Origin of the sequence: Corallococcus sp. AS-1-6 (genome assembly GCF_020037015.1) — a bacterium.
Lineage (GTDB): Bacteria > Myxococcota > Myxococcia > Myxococcales > Myxococcaceae > Corallococcus.
In genome coordinates this window covers 476817-495635 of the sequence record NZ_JAIQDE010000002.1, presented here as the reverse complement: position 1 = coordinate 495635, position 18819 = coordinate 476817, and the positions used below count along the sequence as shown (strand labels likewise).

Below are 18819 nucleotides of genomic sequence, written 5' to 3'. Positions count from 1 at the left end.
TCCTCCATGCCGGACTTCGAAATCGTCAGTGAGCACAAGCCGCAGGGCGACCAGCCAAGGGCCATTGGGGAGCTGACCGAGGGCCTGCTTCGCGGCGACCGCTACCAGACCCTCCTGGGCGTCACCGGCTCGGGGAAGACGTTCACGATGGCGAACCTCATCGCCAACGTGAAACGGCCGGCGCTGGTCATCGCGCACAACAAGACGCTGGCCGCGCAGCTCTACGGCGAGTTCAAGGCGCTCTTCCCGAACAACGCCGTCGAGTACTTCGTCTCGTACTACGACTACTACCAGCCCGAGGCCTACGTCCCGTCGACGGACACCTTCATCGAGAAGGACTCGTCCATCAACGACAACATCGAGCGGATGCGCCACTCGGCGACGCACAGCCTGCGCACCCGCAACGACGTCATCATCGTGGCCAGCGTGTCCTGCATCTACGGCCTGGGCGCCGCGCGCAGCTACGTGGACCTGGCCATCCGCGCCGCCGTGGGCGAGGAGATGGGCCGCGACGGCTTCATGCGCAAGCTGGTGGAGGCCCAGTACGAGCGCAACGACCTGGACTTCCACCGCGGCACCTTCCGCGCCCGCGGCGACACCGTGGAGGTGTTCCCCGCCTACGAGGAAGAGCGCGCCGTGCGCGTCAGCTTCTTTGGCGACGAGGTGGAGCGCATCACCGAGTTCGACCCGCTGCGCGGCCAGACGCTGGGCCAGTTGGAGAAGATCGTCATCTTCCCCGCCAGCCACTATGTCGCTGGCGCGGACGCGCGCCAGAACGCCATGCGCACCATCCGCGAGGAGCTGGCCGAACAGCTCCAGAAGTTCAAGGCGGAGGGCAAGCTGCTGGAGGCGCAGCGGCTGGAGCAGCGCACCATGTTCGACCTGGAGATGATCGAACAGGTCGGCTACTGCAACGGCATCGAGAACTACTCGCGCCACTTCACCGGACGCGCGCCGGGAGAGCCGGCCCCGTGCCTCATCGACTACTTCCCGCGCGACCTGCTGGTCCTCATCGACGAGAGCCACCAGACGGTGTCCCAGATTGGCGCCATGTACCGCGGCGACCGCGCCCGCAAGGAGACGCTGGTCAACTTCGGCTTCCGCATGCCCAGCGCCCTGGACAACCGGCCGCTGAAGTTCACCGAGTTCGAGGAGATGGTCCCCCAGGCTGTCTTCGTCTCCGCGACCCCCGCCGAGTACGAGCTGCAGAAGTCCAAGGGCGTGGTGGTGGAGCAGATCATCCGCCCCACCGGCCTGACCGACCCGGAGGTGGAGACGCGCCCCGCGGGCAACCAGGTGGATGACCTGCTGGAAGAGGTCCGCGTGCGCGTGTCGCGCAACGAGCGCGTGCTCGTGACGACGCTCACCAAGCGCATGGCGGAGGACCTCACCGAGTACTACAGCGACGTGGGCGTGAAGGTCCGCTACCTGCACTCGGACATCGACGCCATCCAGCGCATGGCCATCATCCGCGACCTGCGCCGGGGTGAGTTCGACGTGCTCGTGGGCATCAACCTGCTGCGTGAGGGCCTGGACATCCCGGAGGTGTCGCTCGTGGCCATCCTGGACGCCGACAAGGAGGGCTTCCTGCGCAGCCACGTGTCGCTCATCCAGACCATTGGCCGCGCGGCGCGCAACGTGAACGGGCGCGTCATCATGTATTCGGATCAGATGACCGACTCCATGAAGCGCGCCATGGAGGAGACGGCGCGCCGCCGCGACATCCAGCGCGCATACAACCAGGAGCACGGCATCACGCCGCGCACGGTGAAGAGCAACATCTCCGACTTCACGGAGAACATCCCGGACTACGACGCGGGCGCGGGCGCGCTGCCCATGGCGGCGGAAGGGGAGAACGACCTCCTGGAGCCCAAGGAGATCAAGCGCCTCATCGGGGAGTTCACCGCCGACATGCTCAAGGCCGCGGACGAGATGCAGTTCGAGAAGGCCGCCGAGTTCCGCGACCGCGTCCAACTGCTCAAGGACATGGACCTGGGGCTCAAGCCCGCCTCGCGTTCGCTCCTGCGCGCGCCGGCCAAGGCCGTGGACCAGCCCGGCACCACGCCGAAGAAGGGGCGCGGGCGGGGGCGTCCGTCCCCGTCTGGCAGCGGTTCCTCTGGGGCGGCGAAGCCCGCGGCCCGGTCGCGTTCGCGCAAGAACTAGGGGCCTTCGCCATGGACATCCGGCTGCAGGAGAAGCTGGACGCGCTGCCCACCGAGCCCGGCGTGTACCTGATGAAGGACAAGCGCGGGACCATCATCTACGTGGGCAAGGCCATCAACCTGCGCAGCCGCGTGCGCAGCTACTTCAACCGCTCCGGAGACACCCGCGTCTTCGTGTCGCTCCTGGACACGATGCTGGGCGACCTGGAGACGGTGCTCGTCCACAACGAGAAGGAGGCGCTCCTTCTCGAGAACGAGCTGATCAAGAAGCACAAGCCGCGCTTCAACGTCCTGCTCAAGGACGACAAGCAGTTCATCTCCCTGCGCCTGGACCGCACCCAGCCGTTCCCCCGGCTGGAGGTGGTGCGCAAGTACGAGAAGGACGGCGCGCGCTACTTCGGCCCGTACTCCAGCGCGGGCGCCATCCGCGAAACGCTGCGCCTCATCAACCGCTTCTTCCGCCTGCGCACCTGCACGGACCACGTGCTCGCCAACCGCAAGCGGCCGTGCCTGCTGTACCAGATTGGACGGTGCCCGGCCCCGTGCGTCCACCCCGTGCCCCCGGAGGACTACCGCAAGAGCGTGGACGAGGTGGCCATGTTCCTGGAGGGCAAGGCGGGGCAGCTCATCGAAGGGCTGCGCGCGCGGATGAAGCGCGCGTCCATGGAGCTGAAGTTCGAGGAGGCCGCGCGGGTGCGCGACCAGTTGCTCGCCATCGAGCGCAGCCTGGAGCGCCAGAAGGTGGCCACCACGGACTTCAAGGACCAGGACGTGTTCGCCCTGTACCGCGAGGGCGACCGCATCCTGTTCTACGTGCTGCACGTGCGGCAGGGCCGGCTCAACGGCGGCCAGGCCTTCCCCTTCGGCAGCCAGGAGTTCCCGGACGACGAGCTGCTCGCCTCGTTCGTGAACCTCTACTACGACCAGGGCGGCTTCGTGCCGGAGGAGGTCCTCCTGCCCCTGGAGCCCGGCGACGGCACGGACGGCCTGGAGGCCCTGCTCACGGAGCGCAAGGGCGAGCGCGTGCGCGTCTTCGTCCCCAAGCGCGGGGAGAAGCATGAGCTGGTGAACATGGCGGTGAAGAACGCGGAGCAGGCGTTCGTGGAGCGAAAGCGCACCAAGGACGAAACGGACACGGTCCTGTCACGGCTCCAGTCCAAGCTGGGCCTGCGCAACTTCCCGCGCCGCATGGAGTGCTACGACATCTCCCACTTCCAGAGCTCCTCCATCGTGGCGTCCCAGGTGGCCGTGACGGACGGGGAGACGGACAAGTCGCGCTACCGCAAATACAAGATCAAGACGGTGGAGAAGCAGGACGACTTCGCCAGCATGTACGAGGTCATCACCCGCCGGCTCAAGCGCGGCCTGGAGGACCACGACCTGCCGGACCTGCTCGTCATCGACGGCGGCAAGGGCCAACTCGCCAGCGCGCACGCGGCCATGAAGGACCTGGGCGTGGAGGGCGTGGACGTGGTGGGCCTGGCCAAGAGCCGCGACCAGGACGTCTTCGACCGGGACGCGGAGAGCGCCAGGAGCCCGGAGCGCGTCTTCGTCCTGGGCCGCAAGGACCCCATCGTCCTGCCGCAGAACTCCGCGGAAATGTTCATGCTCACGCGCATGCGGGACGAAGCCCACCGCTTCGCCATCACCTTCCAGGGCAAATCCATGCGCAAGAGTTCCTTGCGCTCGGCGCTGGAGGACATTCCCGGCGTGGGCGAAGGCCGGCGGAAGATGTTGCTGCGCCACTTCGGTTCCCTCAAGCGGGTGGGGGAGGCCAGCATCGAGGAGCTGACCGAGGTCGTGGGCCCGGCGATGGCCGAGCGCGTCCACGCGGGCCTTCATGGCGACCCCGAGGACGACACCGAGGACCCCGTGCGCGAGGCGTCCCTGGATGACGCTTCCGAACCCGTGCATGAAAAAGCGGATGGAGGGTCGCCACCCGGTGCGGCATGATTAAGTTCCGCTTCGGACGCCGGGGGGACTGGCCGCTGGAACCCGCGACGTTCCTAGGGTTTTTCATTGCGACCATGCTCGGCGCTGATTTATAGCGGTTGAAGATCCGAGCACGTTTGAAGAGGACGAGGGACCGACATGAGGCTGTATCCGAAGGTGATCCCGATCATCTCGCGCGAGGCCATTCAGCAGCTCATGCAGGACGGGGACATCGAGGTGGAGCCGATGCGCGTGGCCGACGCCGAGATGGATCTCTCCGCCATCATGCGCGAGTACCTCGCCAACGAAGAGCGTGTGAACCAGGCGACGCGCGAGGCCCTGGAGCGTCGGGGATATGACTACTCCAAGTTCAACCAGGTGAAGCGCGAGATGGCGGACGTGCGCGGCTTCAAGATGGGGGACGAGGGCATCGAGTACGTCATCAACCAGATGATTGAGTTCCTCCTCATCAGCCGGAACGTCGAGGAGGTCTACTCCCCCGACAACGTGCTGCGTCAGAAGATGTTCCAGGGCATGAAGAAGCACCTGGACGTCGACGACGAGATCGACCGGGAGGCCCGCTCGCGGCTGAAGCACCTGCAGGAAGGCACGAGCGCCTTCGACATCGAGTACAACAAGACGGTCGAGCAGATCCGCCGCGCCCGCGGTCTGATTTAGTCCCGGGGCGTGCCACGGCCCGCTCCGCTGCCTACCTTCAACTTCAAGGGAGGCAGCGTCGATGGCGGGTCCAATCACGAGCATCTTGCTGTCCGGTGTCCTGGCGGCGGCGCCAGGGGGCGAAGGGGTCACGTTCGAGGGCCGGGAGGCCAGCGCGAGGACCGAGCAGCCGGACGGTTACTTCTTCCAGGGTTCGCTTCCATTCGGTGACCTGACCGAGCGCGGTACGGGGCAGGTATCGCTCTCCGTGCAGGACCGGGTCGGGGTGTCGAGCGCGACCTTCGGCGACAAGGCGCGGCTCTCCGCGAGCCTGCGCGTGGGTGGCGCCGAGTACCGCGTGGAGCTGACGCAGGCGGGCTTCCCGCCAGCCCAGGCGATGTCGCCAGCGCCCGCCGGGCCGCTCCCTCCACCGCCGCCGCACCTCATCGAGGGCGGGGTGCTGATGGGCACGCCCATCTACGGTGAGACAGGCATTGGCTGGCGTGCCACCACGCGCGCGCACGCGGCGATGGCCGTCTGGGGCATTGGCAGCGTGTGGCGCAACGGGGCGCTGTTGACGGACTCGGCGCTGGTGCACGCGGCGGCCTTGGACGCGGGCACGTACGCGGACGACGACACGAAGCGGCTGTTGCGCGAAGCGCGGCCCGGGGACGCGGAGGTGGTCGTGGTGGTGTGGAACCTGCCGCCGCAAGCGGAGCCGCGCGGGTTCATCCAGTTCCTCTTCGACAACGTCTCCATCGAGGTGGAGGGGACGCGGGTGCCGTCGGTGGAGGTGGTGCCCACGACGGGGGATCTGCCCTCGTCGCTCGCGGTATTGACGCCGGTGTCGCCCACGGCGTTCCCGGCGGCGGTGGCGCCCATGCCCGCGCCGCGCTTCTCGCAGGGCACGGGAGGCAGCGGCACGGCGGGGACAACGGGCGTCGCGACCACGGCGGGGCCGGCGACCGGCGCGGTGTCCCGGGGGGCGGGCGCGGCCGGGACGACGACGGTCATCCTGCCCTCGGCGCCCGCGCTGCCTTCAGCGGGGCCTGAGACATTCAGCGGTTCGTTCGCGCCCTCGGCGCCCACCAATCCGCCCCCGGTGGTGTCGGGCGTGTCGCCGGGCTCCACGGCCACGGTGGGGCAGGGGACGTTCGCCACGCCGCCGACGGTGGCGGGCGTGTCCGTGGGGGGCTTCACCGCGCCGCAGGTGTCCGCGCCGGACTTCAACACCTTCGTGGGGACCACCCAGGTGAGCCCGGGCATCCCCTCCACGGTGCCGCCGCTGTCGCAGTCCTCCGGCACGCCGGCCTCGCCCATCGTGGGCACGCCCGCGCCGCTCAACACCAGCACGCCCACGCCGTTGGTGGGCACGCCCGCGCCGCTCAATTCCTCGCCGGGCATCGCGTTGCCGGCCACCCCGGCCCCGGCCAACGCCGCGCCCGCCACGGCTCCCGTGGCCGCGCCAGGCGGTGCCGCGGGGCCCGCGCGCTGAAGGGGGCCCCGCGCCGCCGCTCCCTGCCCGTGATGGGCGCGGCGCCATGCGTCCTGGGCTCCTCCTGCCGGCCCGGCTTGGCGAGAACCTGTCCGACAGTCGGACAGGTCCGCGACGCGTACCTCTGGCGGGGTGGCCCTCCGCACCGGCGGGCGGGGGGAAGGCCAGACCTCAAGGGCTGCACCTGCCGGCCCGGCTTGGCGAGAACCTGTCCGACAGTCGGACAGGTTCGCGACCTGCGCCTCTGGCGGGGCGGCCCTTCGCCCCGGCGGCCACGGGGAAGGCCAGACCACATGGGCTGCACCTGCCGGCCCGGCATGGCGAGAACCTGTCCGACAGTCGGACAGGTTCGCGACCTGCGCCTCTGGCGGGGCGGCCCTTCGCACCGGCGGGCGGGGGTTGGGAAAATTGACCGGACGCTACGGGCCTGTAGCGTCCTAGGCATGGCCCCTCCCGTCGCAGCCCTCGCCACCCCCGCGATGTTGCGCCGTACCGACCCCGTCCGCGGGGCGGTGGAGCGTCTGGCCCGGACGCTGCCTGCGCGTGAGGACGCCACCGTCCTCCTGGACTTCGTAGAGGACGACCTCCGCGAAGGCCTGGATGCCCTGGGCGACGTGCAGGCGCACTTCTACGACCTGCTCCTGGCCCTCCACCGCGAGACGCTGACGCCGGTCGCCCTGATGAACGCGGGCGAGAACCTGCACGTGCTCCAGCGCCTGGAGGACCTGAACGAGGTGGTGACGCAACTGCGCCGCCGCCTGTCGCAGGCCGCCGGGATGATCCGCCACGGCTGAGGCCGGGCGCTCCCTCGCGCGGGAGGACGCGCACCGAGCGCGCCTCCCGGCGCGGAGTCTCAACCGCGCATCACCACTTGAGGTCTTCCTTGCCCTGCGCCTCCAGGGGCTTCTCACCGGGGCGCTTCACGCCGGACAGCGTCAGCCGCACCGCGCCCAGGTCGATGGCGCCCACGGCGGCCAGCGGGAGGCGGCGGTCGTCGTCGGTGATCCACACGTGCACGTCGCGCGTCTGCGACGGCCGGTCCAGGCGCACGGCGGTGCCGGCCAGGTGCCAGGCGTCGAACTCGCCCAGGGGCAGCGACACGTGCTCGCGCTCCACCACGGTGGCCGTCATGCGCCACATGCGGCGGATGCCGTACACGTCGAAGCACACCGGCAGGTCCTTCTTCAGGGGCAACTGGCGGATGAGGTAGATGGCGCCCGCGACGTCCAGGCCGTCCTTGTCGTAGGCGTAGTCGAAGTGGCCCTTGGGGCGGTCTCCAATCTGGTAGTCCACCTTGACGCTCTTGTCCTGCGCGCCGAAGTCCACGTTCACCTTGCGGCGCTGCTCGTTCTCCACGGCCTCCTCGCTGTAGCGCGAGGGGCGCAGCGTCTTGGGGTTCAGGTAGCTGGTCGCGCTGCCGCGCACCCGGCGCACCTTGGAGAAGAGCGTGTTCGTCTGCGCCTCCACCACCACCGGCAGCGAGCCGTTGGCGGGGCGCTGCACGCGCATGGTGAGCTTGCCCGCCTTCGCGCCCATGGCGTCCATGTCGAACTCGAGCAGCTCCCCGGGCTTGAAGGCCAGCGGCGTGCGCAGCACCGGCAGGCCCTGCTCACACGGCTTCACCGCGACGACGGGCTCGTCGGGGGCCGGGGTGGAGGACGCGTCGCCGGTGTTCTCGGGAGTCGCCGCGGGCTTCGCCGGGTCGGCGGGATCCGCCGGCGCCGGGAGCCTGGCGGGGCTCAGGAGGTTGAACGGGCGGGGCTGGGCCTCCTGGGCCTGACCCGGGATGGCGCCAAGGGCGCTGAAGGCGAGGCAGGCCGCGACGAGGGTGCGCATGGGTTTCATTCTGCTTCCTCCCAGGGGGGAGTGACTACGGGGTTCCCCCGGAAGTCCGACGTCCGGAGCGCTTCGCTTGTTCAGCCGATTGCCGCTTCACGATGCGCTCGGTCATTTCCTTGCGCACCGCTTCCCACTCCGCCGGGTCCCGGGAGATTTCGTACCCGGACTTCGCCAGCCGCTTCGCCGCCGTCTTCGCGAAGGCGCCGTCGCCCAGCGACGTGAGCAGGCGCAGGTATTCGTAGTCCTCCAGGCCGTCACGGATGTGTTTCAGCCGCAGGGACACCACGGGTTGGTGCTCCGTGCCGCCCAGCTTCGCGGGCGTGCCCGGGTAGAAGAGGGTGCCGTCGCCGTTGCCGCCGAACTCGAAGAGGTCCGCCCAGACATCCTTCTTCGTGTTGTAGGCGAACACGGTGTCGAAATAGAGCTCGCCGTCCACGCCGCTCTCGAAGGCCAGCGGGCCCATGGCGCGGTTGAGCGGGGCGGGGTGGTCCACCATGTACGAGGCCCAGTCGCTGTACGCCTTGTCCAGCGCCTTGTCCCCGGGCGGGCCGCCCGTGCAGCCATGGGACATACAGCTCTGGTACCACCACACCTTCGCGCGCGACGTCAGCCGCGCGCGCGCGGTCGCGGCGTTGGCCACGTTGTGGCACGTCTGGGGCCCCTCGCGCGGGTAGAAGCAGTTGATGATGGGCGTGAGGATGTCCACGGAGCCCAGCAGCGCCGGGTTCAACGCCGTGGTGACGAGCACCGGGATGTCCGCCCCCGCGTCGCGCACGCGCTGGGACTGCGCCTTCACCAGCGGGAAGTCCGCGGGCTTCGGTTCGTCCTTGGCGTAGAAGAAGAGCTGCGCCTTCCAGCCCTTGTCCGCGAAGTGCTTCTGGAAGGCGCGGTAGTACGCGGACTTCTCCGCGTCCGTGGAGGCCTTGCGGTTGTCACGCACGTCCGCCGTGGTGAAGCGCGCGCCGGAGGGCAGCACGCTCCCGTCCAGGAAGGGCGTCATCTCCGCGTCGTACGCGGTCCAGTCCAGCACCGCGCGGCCGTCCTGGAACTTCACCGGCGGCGGGTCCATGCCCATGCCGTGCGCGCTCACGCGGTGCTCCAGCAGCGCCTTGCCGTACTCGCGCAGGAGCGCCTTCGCCTCCGGCGACTCCGCCGGGAGGCCGTGCCCCTTCGCGATGCTGTACAGCGAGATGCCGAAGCTGTTGGGCAGGGACGACGTCGCGGGGATGCCGAAGGGCTGCACCTCCACGCTGAAGGGAACGGCCGGCAGCTCCTTCCCGTCCACCGCCGCGCTCAGGACCCCCGTATAGGTGCCCGGGGCCTGCTTCGCCGGGACGCAGACCTCCACGTAGACGACCGTCGGATGTCTGGGATTGGCGGGCGCCGACAGGGGCACCAGCGCGTCGGGCCACAGGCCCGGCCTGCCCTCGCCGTTGGAGGGCGTCTTCACGTCCAGGTAGGCCTCGCGCCATGCGTCCGCGGTGAGCGGCGCGCCCGGCCCCTTGAGGGCCAGGGGCTTCATCGTCACGCGCGTCACGCCCTGGGGGAGCACCAACTGCGTGCCCTCGCATTCACCCCGGGCCGCGCTGAGGCGGGCCTCCTTCGCGCCCTTCGGCGTCGCGTCCGGCCGCACCTTCACCAGCGGCGACACGACCTGCACGCCGCCCGGCGCGGCGGAAAGCGCCGCCGCCACTGCCCATGCCCAACCCACGCCCATGCCCCCTGCCTTCCCCTGGTTGGCGGACGACCTGCTCAGTCGCCCGAGTTGTCCGCCCGGGCCACCGCCACCACGCGGCCCGGCTTGTAGTCCGTCAGCTCCGCCACGACGGTGCCCAGCGCGAAGTCCGCTTCGATTCGCACCGGCACCTGATGCGCATCCGCGCTGAGGTACGCCACCATGTCGCGCTTGGATTCCAGCTTGCCGCCGAAGTCGGTGTGCACGCGCACGCGCCAGGCGTCCCGCGCCCCCGCGGGCGTCGTCACCGTCTCGCGGCCCTCCACCGTGGCGCTCATGGTGAACTGCTTGCTGCCGGTGAACACCGGGTACGCATAGGAGCGGCCCACCACCAGCTCCTGGCCGCGCAGCGCGAACGTCGCGCCCGCCACGTCCAGGGTGCCCTCGGGCAGCGTGTGCTCGGACTCGCGCGGCGGGTCGCTCTCCTTCTGCTTGATGACCTTCGCGCCCGCCCCGTCCGCCGACAACTGGATGCGCTGGCGGCGGCGCTTGCGGTTCTCCTCCGAGTGCAGGTCGCTGCCCGTCACCCGCCGGGCGCCCGCGTCCCAGTACGTCACGAAGCGGCTCTTGATGGGATAGACGCCCACCAGGTCGTCCGACTTCGCCGTGGACACGATGGGCCACACGCTCTGGCCCCACTGCGTCATGGGCGCGCCCACCGTCACCGTCGCCGTGCCGGCCGTCAGCCCCAGGTAGCGCACCCGGTACTGGGCCTGCTCACCCGGGCCGAACGCCGCGCCGGTGGGCTCCTGGGCATGCGCCAGCGTGGACCCCATGAGTCCCACCACCGCCGCCGTGAACCCCCACCTGGACAGACCGCGCATCGGGTGTGCTCCCTTGCTTGCAAGCTAGGTGGCCGGCCCGCCCTGGCCAGCCGTGCTGCGCAACCGCCCCCGCCACCGGACATTTCCAGGACGGACGGCCGTGGGACAGCATTCAAAGCCGTCCGGCCGCCCTCCAGACGCGCCAGGGAAAGACTGACAGGTGACGGAAATGGCGGTCCGCAGGGGTACACGCCCGCAAGGGCCGCTGACAAATGGCGGACAGTCCGGCGAGCCTGCCTGGATGCCCGGCAGGGCACCCCCGGACGCCATGCCCGGTGCTAGCGTCCGGGCCCATGGCCAACGACTTCCATTTCGACGACGACGACTTCGCCAAGGAATCGGGCGCCGGCGCCGGCAGCCGTATCTTCAAGGAGTTCGACTGCCCCGGCTGCAACGCCAACAACCCCGTGGACGACACGTTCACCGACGGGGACGAGGTGCGCTGCAACTACTGTGGCTGCGAGTTCAAGGCGCTCGTCAACCAGGAGGGGCGGCTGCGGTTCCGCGAGCTGTGAGCGGGCTTCAGGCGCGCTCGCCGAAGATGGCGGTGCCCACGCGCACGACGGTGGCGCCTTCCAGGATGGCCTGCTCGAAGTCGTGCGTGGTGCCCATGGACAGGGCCGTCAGCGCATGGGCCCGCGCCAGCTCTCGCAGCCGGGCGAAGCCCTCGCGCATCCGCGCCACGTCGTCCGTGGGCGGCGGCAGCGCCATCAGCCCCACCACCTGGAGGTTCGGCAGCTCGCGCACCTGGGACAGGAAGCCGCCCAGCGCGTCCGGGGCGAGGCCGTGCTTGGTGTCCTCGCCGCCCAGGTTGAGCTCCACGTAGCAGGGCAGGGCAGGGGTGCCCGCCCTGCGCTTGGACAGCTCCGTGGCGACGTCCAGCCGCTCCAGCGCGTGGAAGGCGTGCGCGACGCGGGCCACGTACTTCACCTTGTTCGTCTGCAGCGACCCGATGGCGTGCCAGCGCAGGCCGTCCAGGTCCTTGAGCTCCTCGGCCTTGTCCCGCAGCTCCTGGGCGTAGTTCTCCCCGAAGTCGCGCTGTCCCGCGGCGTACGCCTCGCGGATGAGCGCCGCCGGCTTGAGCTTGGACACGGCCACCAGCGTCACCGACGACTCCGGCCGCCCCGCGCTCGCGCAGGCCTTCGCCACGCGCTCGCGCACCCGCGCCAGGTTGTCCGCCACGCTGCTCATGGCCGAGCCTCCGTCCAGGGCAGCGGCATGCCCACGCGCCCCAGCAGCGCCAGCGTCTCTCCCAGGGGCAGGCCCACGACGTTGGAGTGGCTGCCCTCGATGCCCTGCACCAGGAAGCCGCCCTTGCCCTGGATGGCGTAGGCGCCCGCCTTGTCCAGGGGCTCGCCGGTGTCCGCGTACCAGGCGATCTCCTCCGGAGAGAGCGCGCGGAAGGTCACCTGCGTGCGCACCACCTGGGCCTCCCGGGCGCGGCCCGCCACCGCGATGCCGGTGAAGACCTCGTGGACCCGGCCGGACAGCCGGGCGATCATCCGCCGCGCCTCCTCCGCGTCCCGGGGCTTGCCGAGCAGCTCCGACCCCAGGGCCACGGTGGTGTCCGCGGCCAGCACCCACGCGTCCGGGTGTCGGGTGGCGACCGTGCGGGCCTTCTCCACAGCCAGCCGGAGCACGTAGTCCGGCGCAATTTCTCCGGCCACCGGCGTTTCATCGATATCCGCCGCCGCCACGGTGAAGCGAAGGCCCAACTGGGCCAATAAATCCTTGCGCCGGGGCGATGCGGAGGCGAGAACGAAGCGAGCGGTTGGATCCATGGGCGGGTGCGGAAGGTTTCGCGCTCGCGGGCCTTAGCAGACTTGCGCTCCAGAGGGCACCTCGATGAACCCCGCGGACCTCCTGTCGGCCATGAAGCGGACAGTGGAGCAACTGGCCGCCTACAACGAGATGGCCAAGGCGCTGACCTCCACGCTGGAGCTGCGCGAAGTGCTCGCGCTGGTGATGCAGAAGGTCAGCGCGCTGCTCAAGCCGCGCAACTGGTCGCTCATCCTCCAGGACGAGCGCAGCGGAAAGCTCTACTTCGAAATCGCCGTGGGCGAGGGCGCGGAGGCGCTCAAGGCCCTCCAGCTCAACCCGGGCGAGGGCATCGCCGGGGCGGTGTTCTCCTCCGGCGTCGCGCGGCTCGTCCACGACGTGGCCGGAGACTCCAGCTTCGCGCCCCGCTTCGACGAGGCCTCCGCCTTCCACACCCGCTCGCTGCTCGCCGTACCCCTGGTGGCGCGCGAGCGCGTGCTGGGCGTGATTGAGCTGGTCAACGGGCCCGCGGAGCCCGGCTTCACGCATGACGACCTCACCGCCCTGTCCGCCATCGCGGACTACGCGGCCATCGCCATCGAGAACGCGCGCAACTTCCGCCGCGTCCAGGAGCTCACCATCACGGACGAGCACACCGGCTGCTTCAACGCGCGGCACCTGCGCGCGCAGTTGGAGCAGGAGGTGAAGCGCTCGGCGCGCTTCCGCCACCCGCTGTCGCTCGTGTTCCTGGACCTGGACCACTTCAAGTCCATCAACGACCGGCACGGGCACCTGGTGGGCAGCGCCACGCTCAAGGAGGTGGGGGACCTGCTCATCAGCCTGGGCCGCCACAACCTGGACGCCGTCTTCCGCTACGGCGGCGACGAGTTCGCGGTGATGTTGATTGAGACGGACACGGAGGGGGCCCAGGTCATCGCCCAGCGCATCTGCGAGGCGTTCCGCGCCCAGCGCTTCCTGCGCGAGCAGGGGCTGGACGTGGCGCTCACCGCGAGCGTCGGGGTGGCCTCCTTCCCAAGGCATGCCACCACCGCCACCGACCTCATCCGCGCGGCGGACTTCGCCATGTACGCGGCCAAGGGCCGGGGCCGGGACCGCATCGCGGTCGCCGAGGCCCCGTCGACGGAGGGGACCCCGCAGGAGGTCCCCTACGCCCGCTCCGGCGGGTGACTACCCCGCGGAGCCCAGCACCGAGTCGATGGCCTCGGTGTTGGTGACGACGTTGCCGCTCTTCTTGAGCGACTTGAGGAAGGACTCCGTCAACTCAATCTGCTTGGCCTGACGGGCCTGGGTGCGCAGCTCGTCCTTGCGCTTGTCGAAGCCCGCGGTGTCCGGCTTCTCGCGCTCCACCACCTGCGCGACGATGTTCGCCTCGCCCACGGTGAAGACCTCGCCCAGCACCGCCGGGCCGTTGGCCTCGAAGGTGGCCTTCACCAGGCCCGGCGCCGGACCCAGGTGCGGCACGGAGTCACCCTGCGCGGTGAAGCTGTCCGTCTCCACGGCCTCCGGCTTCGTCTCCGCCTCGAAGCGCAGCAGCGCGGGCTGCTGACCGGCGGGCACCGGGAACTGCTCCTTCAGGGACTTGCCGGCCTTCGCCGCCGCCAGGGCCTTCTCGGCCTCCGCCTTCGCCAGCCCCTTGGCCTCTTCCTGCTTGAAGAGGGTGGTGGCGATCTCGCCCTTCACGTCCTCCAGCTTCCGGGCCTGGGCCTCCTTCTTCTCCTCCACCTTCACCAGGTGCACGCCCAGCGCGGACTCCACCGGCTGCGTCACTTCCCCGGCCTTGAGCGCGAACGCCGCGTCGGCCAGCGCCGGGTCCCACGTGGTGCGCTCCACCCAGCCCAGCTCGCCGCCCTTGGCCTTGGTGGCGTCGTCGTCGCTGCTCGCGCGGGCCAGCGTGGCGAAGTCCTTGCCGCCCTCCAGCTCCTTGCGCAGGCCCTCCGCCTTCGCCTTCGCCTGGGCCTTCTGCTCGGGCGTGGCGTCCGGGGCAACCTTCACCAGGATCTGACGGGCGCGGATCCGCTCCGGCACGTTGTAGACGAAGCTGTTCGCCGCGTAATAGTCGGCGATCTCCTTCTCGTGCGTCTTCTGGAACTCCGCGAGCTTCGCGGGCGTGGGCGCGGGGACCTTGTCCGCGTACATCGTGGGCAGGAAGCGGGCGAACACCAGCTTCGCCTGGTTGCCTTCCTTCTCGTAGCGGGCGCGGACCTCGTCGTCCGACACCACGGCGCCCGTGCGCACCACGTCCAGCATCTTCTGGGCGGCCATCTGGCGGCGCAGCTCCTGCTCGTACTCCTGCGGCGTGCGGCGGTAGAAGTCGCGCAGCACCTGCTGGTAGCGGGCGAAGTCGAACGCGCCCTCCTTGGTGTGGAAGTCGGTGTTCTCGTGGATGACCTTGCGCAGCTCCTCGTCCGAGGGGGTGATGCCGTGGCGCTCCGCCGACTGGGCGAGCAGCTCCGCGTTCACCAGCCGGTCGAGCACCTGCTTGTCCAGGCCGAACTGGCGGGCCACCGATTCCGGAATGGGGTTGCCCTGCGAGCGCAGGAAGTTCATCTGCCGCGACCAGGCCATGCTGAAGTCGCGAACAGGGATCTCCTTGCCGTTCACCGTGGCGACCGCGCCGGCGGTGGGCGCCTGGCTGCCCGTGTCCGCGAACCCGTTGCTGCCAGGGCCGAACTGGAGCGTGAACACCACGGCGATGCCGATGATGAACAGGAGGGAGAAGACCTTCCGGGGATTCAAACCGTCCATTGTCGTCACTTCACGGTCGGAAGCGCCCGCGAATCACCTTGCGGAAGGTCTCGCGGCGCCGTGTTGTTGGTAGCCCGGCCGGTGGGGATGCATGAGTGTCAACACCCCCTCATCCGGGCCTTGACTGCCTAGGACAACAGACCGGAAAATGCAAGCGATTCAGCCAGCTTAGCCCGCCCCTCTCCCCCTTCCACCCGCGTCCTTCGCCCACCCCGGGAAAGCCCCCGTCCGTGCTGTCTCTTCTCAAGCGGTACCGCCGCTTCCTCCTCGTGGCCGCCCTCCTCTTGTACCCGCTCGGCGCCTTCCTGCTGGGCGGGCGGCGCGGCCGCGACCCGAACTTCGTCGACCGGGGCGTCATCGCGCTCACGGCCCCCGTGCAGCAGGGGCTCACCGCTGGCATCGACGGCGCCGTGGCCGCCGTGCGCAACTACCTGGATCTGCGCGGCGTCCGTCAGGACAATGACGCGTTGCGGCTGGAGAACCTGCAGCTCCGGGCGACGGTGCAGGCCCTGGGCGAGGCGCGCTCGGAGAACGGGCGGCTGCGCAAGCTGCTGGCGTACGCGGAGGCCGTGCCCGGGCCGGAGATTCCGGCGCGGGTGGTGGGCGTCAACCCGGTGGCGAAGCTCCTGTCGGTGCGGATCAGCAGCGGGGAGAAGGACGGCGTGTTCCGGGGCATGTCGGTGGTGACGCCGGACGGCATCGTCGGGCAGGTCATCCGGTCCACGGGCGGCTACGCGGACGTGGCGCTGGTGACGGATCCGCAGAGCCGGGTGGCGGTGCGGGTGCAGCGCTCGCGGGCGCGCGGCACGGCGGCGGGCGCGGGCAACGGCCCCCTGACGCTGGAGAACATGCTGCGCACGGAGGACGTGGAGGACGGCGACCTCATCATCACCTCCGGCACGGACGGCATCTATCCGCCGGGGCTGGTGGTGGGGCGGGTGACGCAGTTGGAGAAGAAGGAGCACGGCATGTTCCAGGGCGCGGACATCACGCCCGCGGTGGACACCAGCCGGCTGGAGGAGGTCCTGGTGGTGGGCAGTCCATACAGTGAGATGACCGCCACCGGCGGGGCCTCCGCGGAGGGCGCGCAGAAATGAAGTTCCTGGTGACCGTCATCCTGGCGTTGGTGCTGCTCACGCTGGAGTCCGTGTTCGTCCAGCAGGCGGGGCTGGTGCTGGGCCGCGTGGACGTCACAGTGGTGCTGGTGGCCTTCCTGGCGCTGCGCGCGAGCCTCACGGAAGGGGCGTGCTCCGCCTTCGCGGTGGGCTACCTCCTGGACCTGATGAGCGGCCAGCCCACGGGCCTCTTCACCTTCCTGGCGGTGTTCACCTTCCTGGTGGGCCGGCTGGTGGCGTCCTTCGTGGATGTCCGGGGGCCCGTGGCCTTCGCGCTGTTCGCCATGGGCGCGGACCTGGGGCACGGCCTCCTGTCCACGTTCTTCACCTGGCTCACGGTGAAGGACGGCTCCACGGCGCCGCTGCTCTCCGGAATGCCGGTGCAGTTGGCGCTCACGGGCGTGGCGGCGCTGCTGCTCTTCCCGGTGTTCAAGCGGTTTGAAGTGGCGCAGGAGCGCCCGGCGGGGTTGCTCCGTTGACGCCTCCGACCATTGGCAACACCACCCCGGGCCGGGACCTGAAGCGCCGCTTCCTGTGGCTGGGCCTGGCCATGTCGCTGGGCCTGGTGGCGCTGGCCATCCAGCTCTACCGGCTCCAGCTCATCCGCCATGAGGAGTACGCCGCCAAGAGCGTGGCGAACTTCGTCAAGGAGGTGCGCCTGCGCGCCGACCGCGGCGTCATCAAGGACGCGCGCGGCACCATCCTGGTGGACAGCCGCCCGTCTTTCGACGCCTTCGTCACGCCCGCCTTCTGCACGGACTGCTTCGAGCAGGTGATTCCGCGCCTGGGCGAGCTGCTCCAGTGGGACCCCGAGCAGCGCAAGAAGATTGAAGACCTGGTGCGCGCCAGCCGCCGCAACGCGCCCTTCCAGCCGGTGCCGGTGCGCGTGGACCTGACGCGCGACGAGTACGACCGGCTCAACGCCCGGCGCGACATCCTGGATGGCGTGGAGGTGGTGCCCGTGCCGCACCGCAACTACCGCGCGGACACGGTGCTGTCGCACGTGCTGGGCTACATGAACGAAATCACCCAGGAGGAGCTGGAGCGCCTCAACGGGGACGGCGCGAAGTACGCGCTGGGGGACTACATCGGCCGGCGCGGCCTGGAGCGCTACTTCGAGTCCAAGCTGCGCGGGCAGGACGGCGTGCGCAAGGAAGTGGTGAACGCGCGCGGCCAGACGATTGAGGAGCTCAACGACAAGCTGGGGGAGAACGCCGTCATCCCTCCCACGGCCGGCAGCAACGTGGTGCTCTCCATCGACATGCGCCTGCAGGAGGAGGCGGAGCGCGCGTTCCCGGGCGTGACGGGCGCGGTGGTGGCCATCGACGTGAACACCGGCTTCATCAAGGCGCTGGTGTCCCGCCCCGGCTTCGACCCCAACCTCCTCACGGGCCGCGTGACGCCGTCGCAGATGGCCACGCTGGCAAGAGATCCGCTCCACCCGATGATCAACCGCGTGGCCGCCGAGCACTACAGCCCGGGCTCCACATTCAAGGTCGTGACGCAGTTGGCGGCGTTCAAGTCCGGCGCGTTCCGGCCGGAGACGGTGGTGCACTGCTCCGGCGGCTACCGGCTGGGCGCGCGCGTGTGGCGCTGCCACAAGGACAGCGGCCACGGGCCGCTGGACGGCCGGGGCGCCATGAAGGCGTCGTGCGACGCGTGGTTCTACAAGGTGGCGGACACCATCGGCCTGGACCCCATCGCGGAGATGGGCAAGTCGCTGGGCCTGGGCCGCCCCACCGGCATCGGCGTGGTGGCGGAGGTGCCGGGCATCATGCCGTCCAGCGCGTACCACGACAAAGCCTCGCCGGGCGGCTACACCAAGGGCATGGCGCTCAACAGCGCCATCGGGCAGGGCGACGACAACGTGACGCCCCTGCAACTGGCGCTGGTGTACGCGGCCGTGGCCAACGGCGGGAAGCTCTACAAGCCGCAGATGGTGCAGCGGCTGGAGAACCTGGACGGGCAGGTGATGGAGGAGTTCAAGCCGGAGGTGGTGTCCAAGGTGGACATCAACCCCGCGCACCTGAAGGCCATCGTGGAGGGCCTGGAGGCGGTGGCGCAGGAGCCCGGCGGCACGGCGTACCGCGCGAAGCTCAAGTCGGGCCTGCCCGCGGACTTCCTGGTGGCGGCCAAGACGGGCACCGCGCAGGTGGCGCGCATTGGCACCGTGCGCCTGAAGACGCACCAGATGAGCTACTTCGAGCGCGACCACGCGTGGTTCGCCGGCTTCGCGCCCGCGGACAAGCCGGAGCTGGCCGTGGTGGTGCTCAACGAGCACGGCGGCCACGGCGGCGTGGACGCGGCGCCCACGGCGCTGGCCGTGATGAAGAAGTACTTCGAGTTGAAGGCGCAGGACGCCACGTCACCGCCGCCCCGCGCCAACCAGCCCTACACGCCTTCCCTGCCGCCGGCGCCCAGCCTGGATGAAGCGGCGCTCACCCGCGCCGTGGTGCCCCCGCCGCGCGTGAACCTGCCGGGAGAGCCCATCCAGCCGCCCTCGGAAACCGGAGACGACAGTGCAACTGCGGATTGA

The 18819-nt window shown here is 70.0% G+C and carries 16 protein-coding genes; 10 read left to right on the top strand and 6 right to left on the bottom strand.

From position 1 onward, the window contains the following. The first annotated feature begins 6 nt into the window (after positions 1-6). From uvrB to K8612_RS04890, 5 genes are all read left to right on the top strand, one after another. Positions 7-2163, top strand: coding sequence for an excinuclease ABC subunit UvrB (gene uvrB, locus K8612_RS04910; RefSeq protein ID WP_223761394.1), 2157 nt, complete (start codon positions 7-9; stop codon positions 2161-2163). 11 nt (positions 2164-2174) lie between these two features. Next, on the top strand, positions 2175-4115 hold the full coding sequence (gene uvrC / locus K8612_RS04905; RefSeq protein ID WP_223761393.1) for an excinuclease ABC subunit UvrC: 1941 nt from the start codon (positions 2175-2177) through the stop codon (positions 4113-4115). Positions 4116-4253: 138 nt separating this feature from the next. Then, a complete protein-coding gene (locus K8612_RS04900; RefSeq protein WP_014398200.1) occupies positions 4254-4772 on the top strand; it encodes a DUF507 family protein in 519 nt (172 codons plus the stop codon). Positions 4773-4833: 61 nt separating this feature from the next. Beyond that, the gene (locus K8612_RS04895; RefSeq protein WP_223761479.1) at positions 4834-6246 is read left to right on the top strand and encodes a hypothetical protein; all 1413 of its coding nucleotides are present in this window, start codon (positions 4834-4836) and stop codon (positions 6244-6246) included. A 443-nt stretch (positions 6247-6689) separates the two neighbouring features. Beyond that, the gene (locus K8612_RS04890) at positions 6690-7040 is read left to right on the top strand and encodes a hypothetical protein (protein WP_223744118.1); all 351 of its coding nucleotides are present in this window, start codon (positions 6690-6692) and stop codon (positions 7038-7040) included. A gap of 70 nt (positions 7041-7110) precedes the next feature. Here K8612_RS04890 and K8612_RS04885 read toward each other — a convergent pair whose 3' ends face one another. From K8612_RS04885 to K8612_RS04875, 3 genes are read right to left on the bottom strand one after another with little or no spacing between them, the layout of a single operon-like run. Further along, a complete protein-coding gene (locus K8612_RS04885) occupies positions 7111-8091 on the bottom strand; it encodes a DUF3108 domain-containing protein (protein ID WP_223744117.1) in 981 nt (326 codons plus the stop codon). Positions 8092-8116: 25 nt separating this feature from the next. Further along, positions 8117-9802, bottom strand: a complete 1686-nt coding sequence (locus K8612_RS04880) for a DUF4091 domain-containing protein (protein ID WP_223761392.1) — start codon at positions 9800-9802, stop codon at positions 8117-8119. A 35-nt stretch (positions 9803-9837) separates the two neighbouring features. Beyond that, positions 9838-10644 (bottom strand): DUF3108 domain-containing protein, encoded by an 807-nt coding sequence (locus tag K8612_RS04875; RefSeq protein WP_223744115.1) that lies wholly within the window; start codon positions 10642-10644, stop codon positions 9838-9840. A gap of 293 nt (positions 10645-10937) precedes the next feature. Here K8612_RS04875 and K8612_RS04870 point away from each other — a divergent pair, with 293 nt between their 5' ends. Next, on the top strand, positions 10938-11159 hold the full coding sequence (locus tag K8612_RS04870; protein WP_223744114.1) for a hypothetical protein: 222 nt from the start codon (positions 10938-10940) through the stop codon (positions 11157-11159). Positions 11160-11166: 7 nt separating this feature from the next. On the opposite strand, the gene K8612_RS04865 is transcribed toward K8612_RS04870, so the two are convergent. Together K8612_RS04865 and K8612_RS04860 are read right to left on the bottom strand one after the other, a co-directional pair. Beyond that, positions 11167-11835, bottom strand: a complete 669-nt coding sequence (locus K8612_RS04865; RefSeq protein ID WP_223744113.1) for a YggS family pyridoxal phosphate-dependent enzyme — start codon at positions 11833-11835, stop codon at positions 11167-11169. Beyond that, complete coding sequence (locus tag K8612_RS04860; RefSeq protein WP_223761391.1) at positions 11832-12425, bottom strand: nucleoside triphosphate pyrophosphatase; 594 nt, start codon at positions 12423-12425, stop codon at positions 11832-11834. The genes K8612_RS04865 and K8612_RS04860 overlap by 4 nt, the downstream gene beginning before the upstream one ends. A 64-nt stretch (positions 12426-12489) precedes the next feature. Between K8612_RS04860 and K8612_RS04855 the strand changes: the two genes are divergently transcribed. Beyond that, positions 12490-13590, top strand: a complete 1101-nt coding sequence (locus K8612_RS04855) for a sensor domain-containing diguanylate cyclase (protein ID WP_223761390.1) — start codon at positions 12490-12492, stop codon at positions 13588-13590. Here the strand turns inward: K8612_RS04855 and K8612_RS04850 are convergent, their stop codons facing one another. Continuing rightward, a complete protein-coding gene (locus K8612_RS04850; RefSeq protein WP_223761389.1) occupies positions 13591-15168 on the bottom strand; it encodes a SurA N-terminal domain-containing protein in 1578 nt (525 codons plus the stop codon). Between the two features lie 230 nt (positions 15169-15398). On the opposite strand from K8612_RS04850, the gene mreC reads away from it, so the two are divergent. The 3 genes from mreC to mrdA are packed head-to-tail and all read left to right on the top strand — an operon-like array spanning position 15399 to position 18819. Continuing rightward, a complete protein-coding gene (mreC, locus tag K8612_RS04845; RefSeq protein ID WP_223744109.1) occupies positions 15399-16265 on the top strand; it encodes a rod shape-determining protein MreC in 867 nt (288 codons plus the stop codon). Then, positions 16262-16762, top strand: coding sequence for a hypothetical protein (locus K8612_RS04840; protein ID WP_223744108.1), 501 nt, complete (start codon positions 16262-16264; stop codon positions 16760-16762). Before mreC ends, K8612_RS04840 begins: the two co-directional genes overlap by 4 nt. Then, complete coding sequence (mrdA, locus tag K8612_RS04835) at positions 16759-18819, top strand: penicillin-binding protein 2 (RefSeq protein WP_223761388.1); 2061 nt, start codon at positions 16759-16761, stop codon at positions 18817-18819. The genes K8612_RS04840 and mrdA overlap by 4 nt, the downstream gene beginning before the upstream one ends.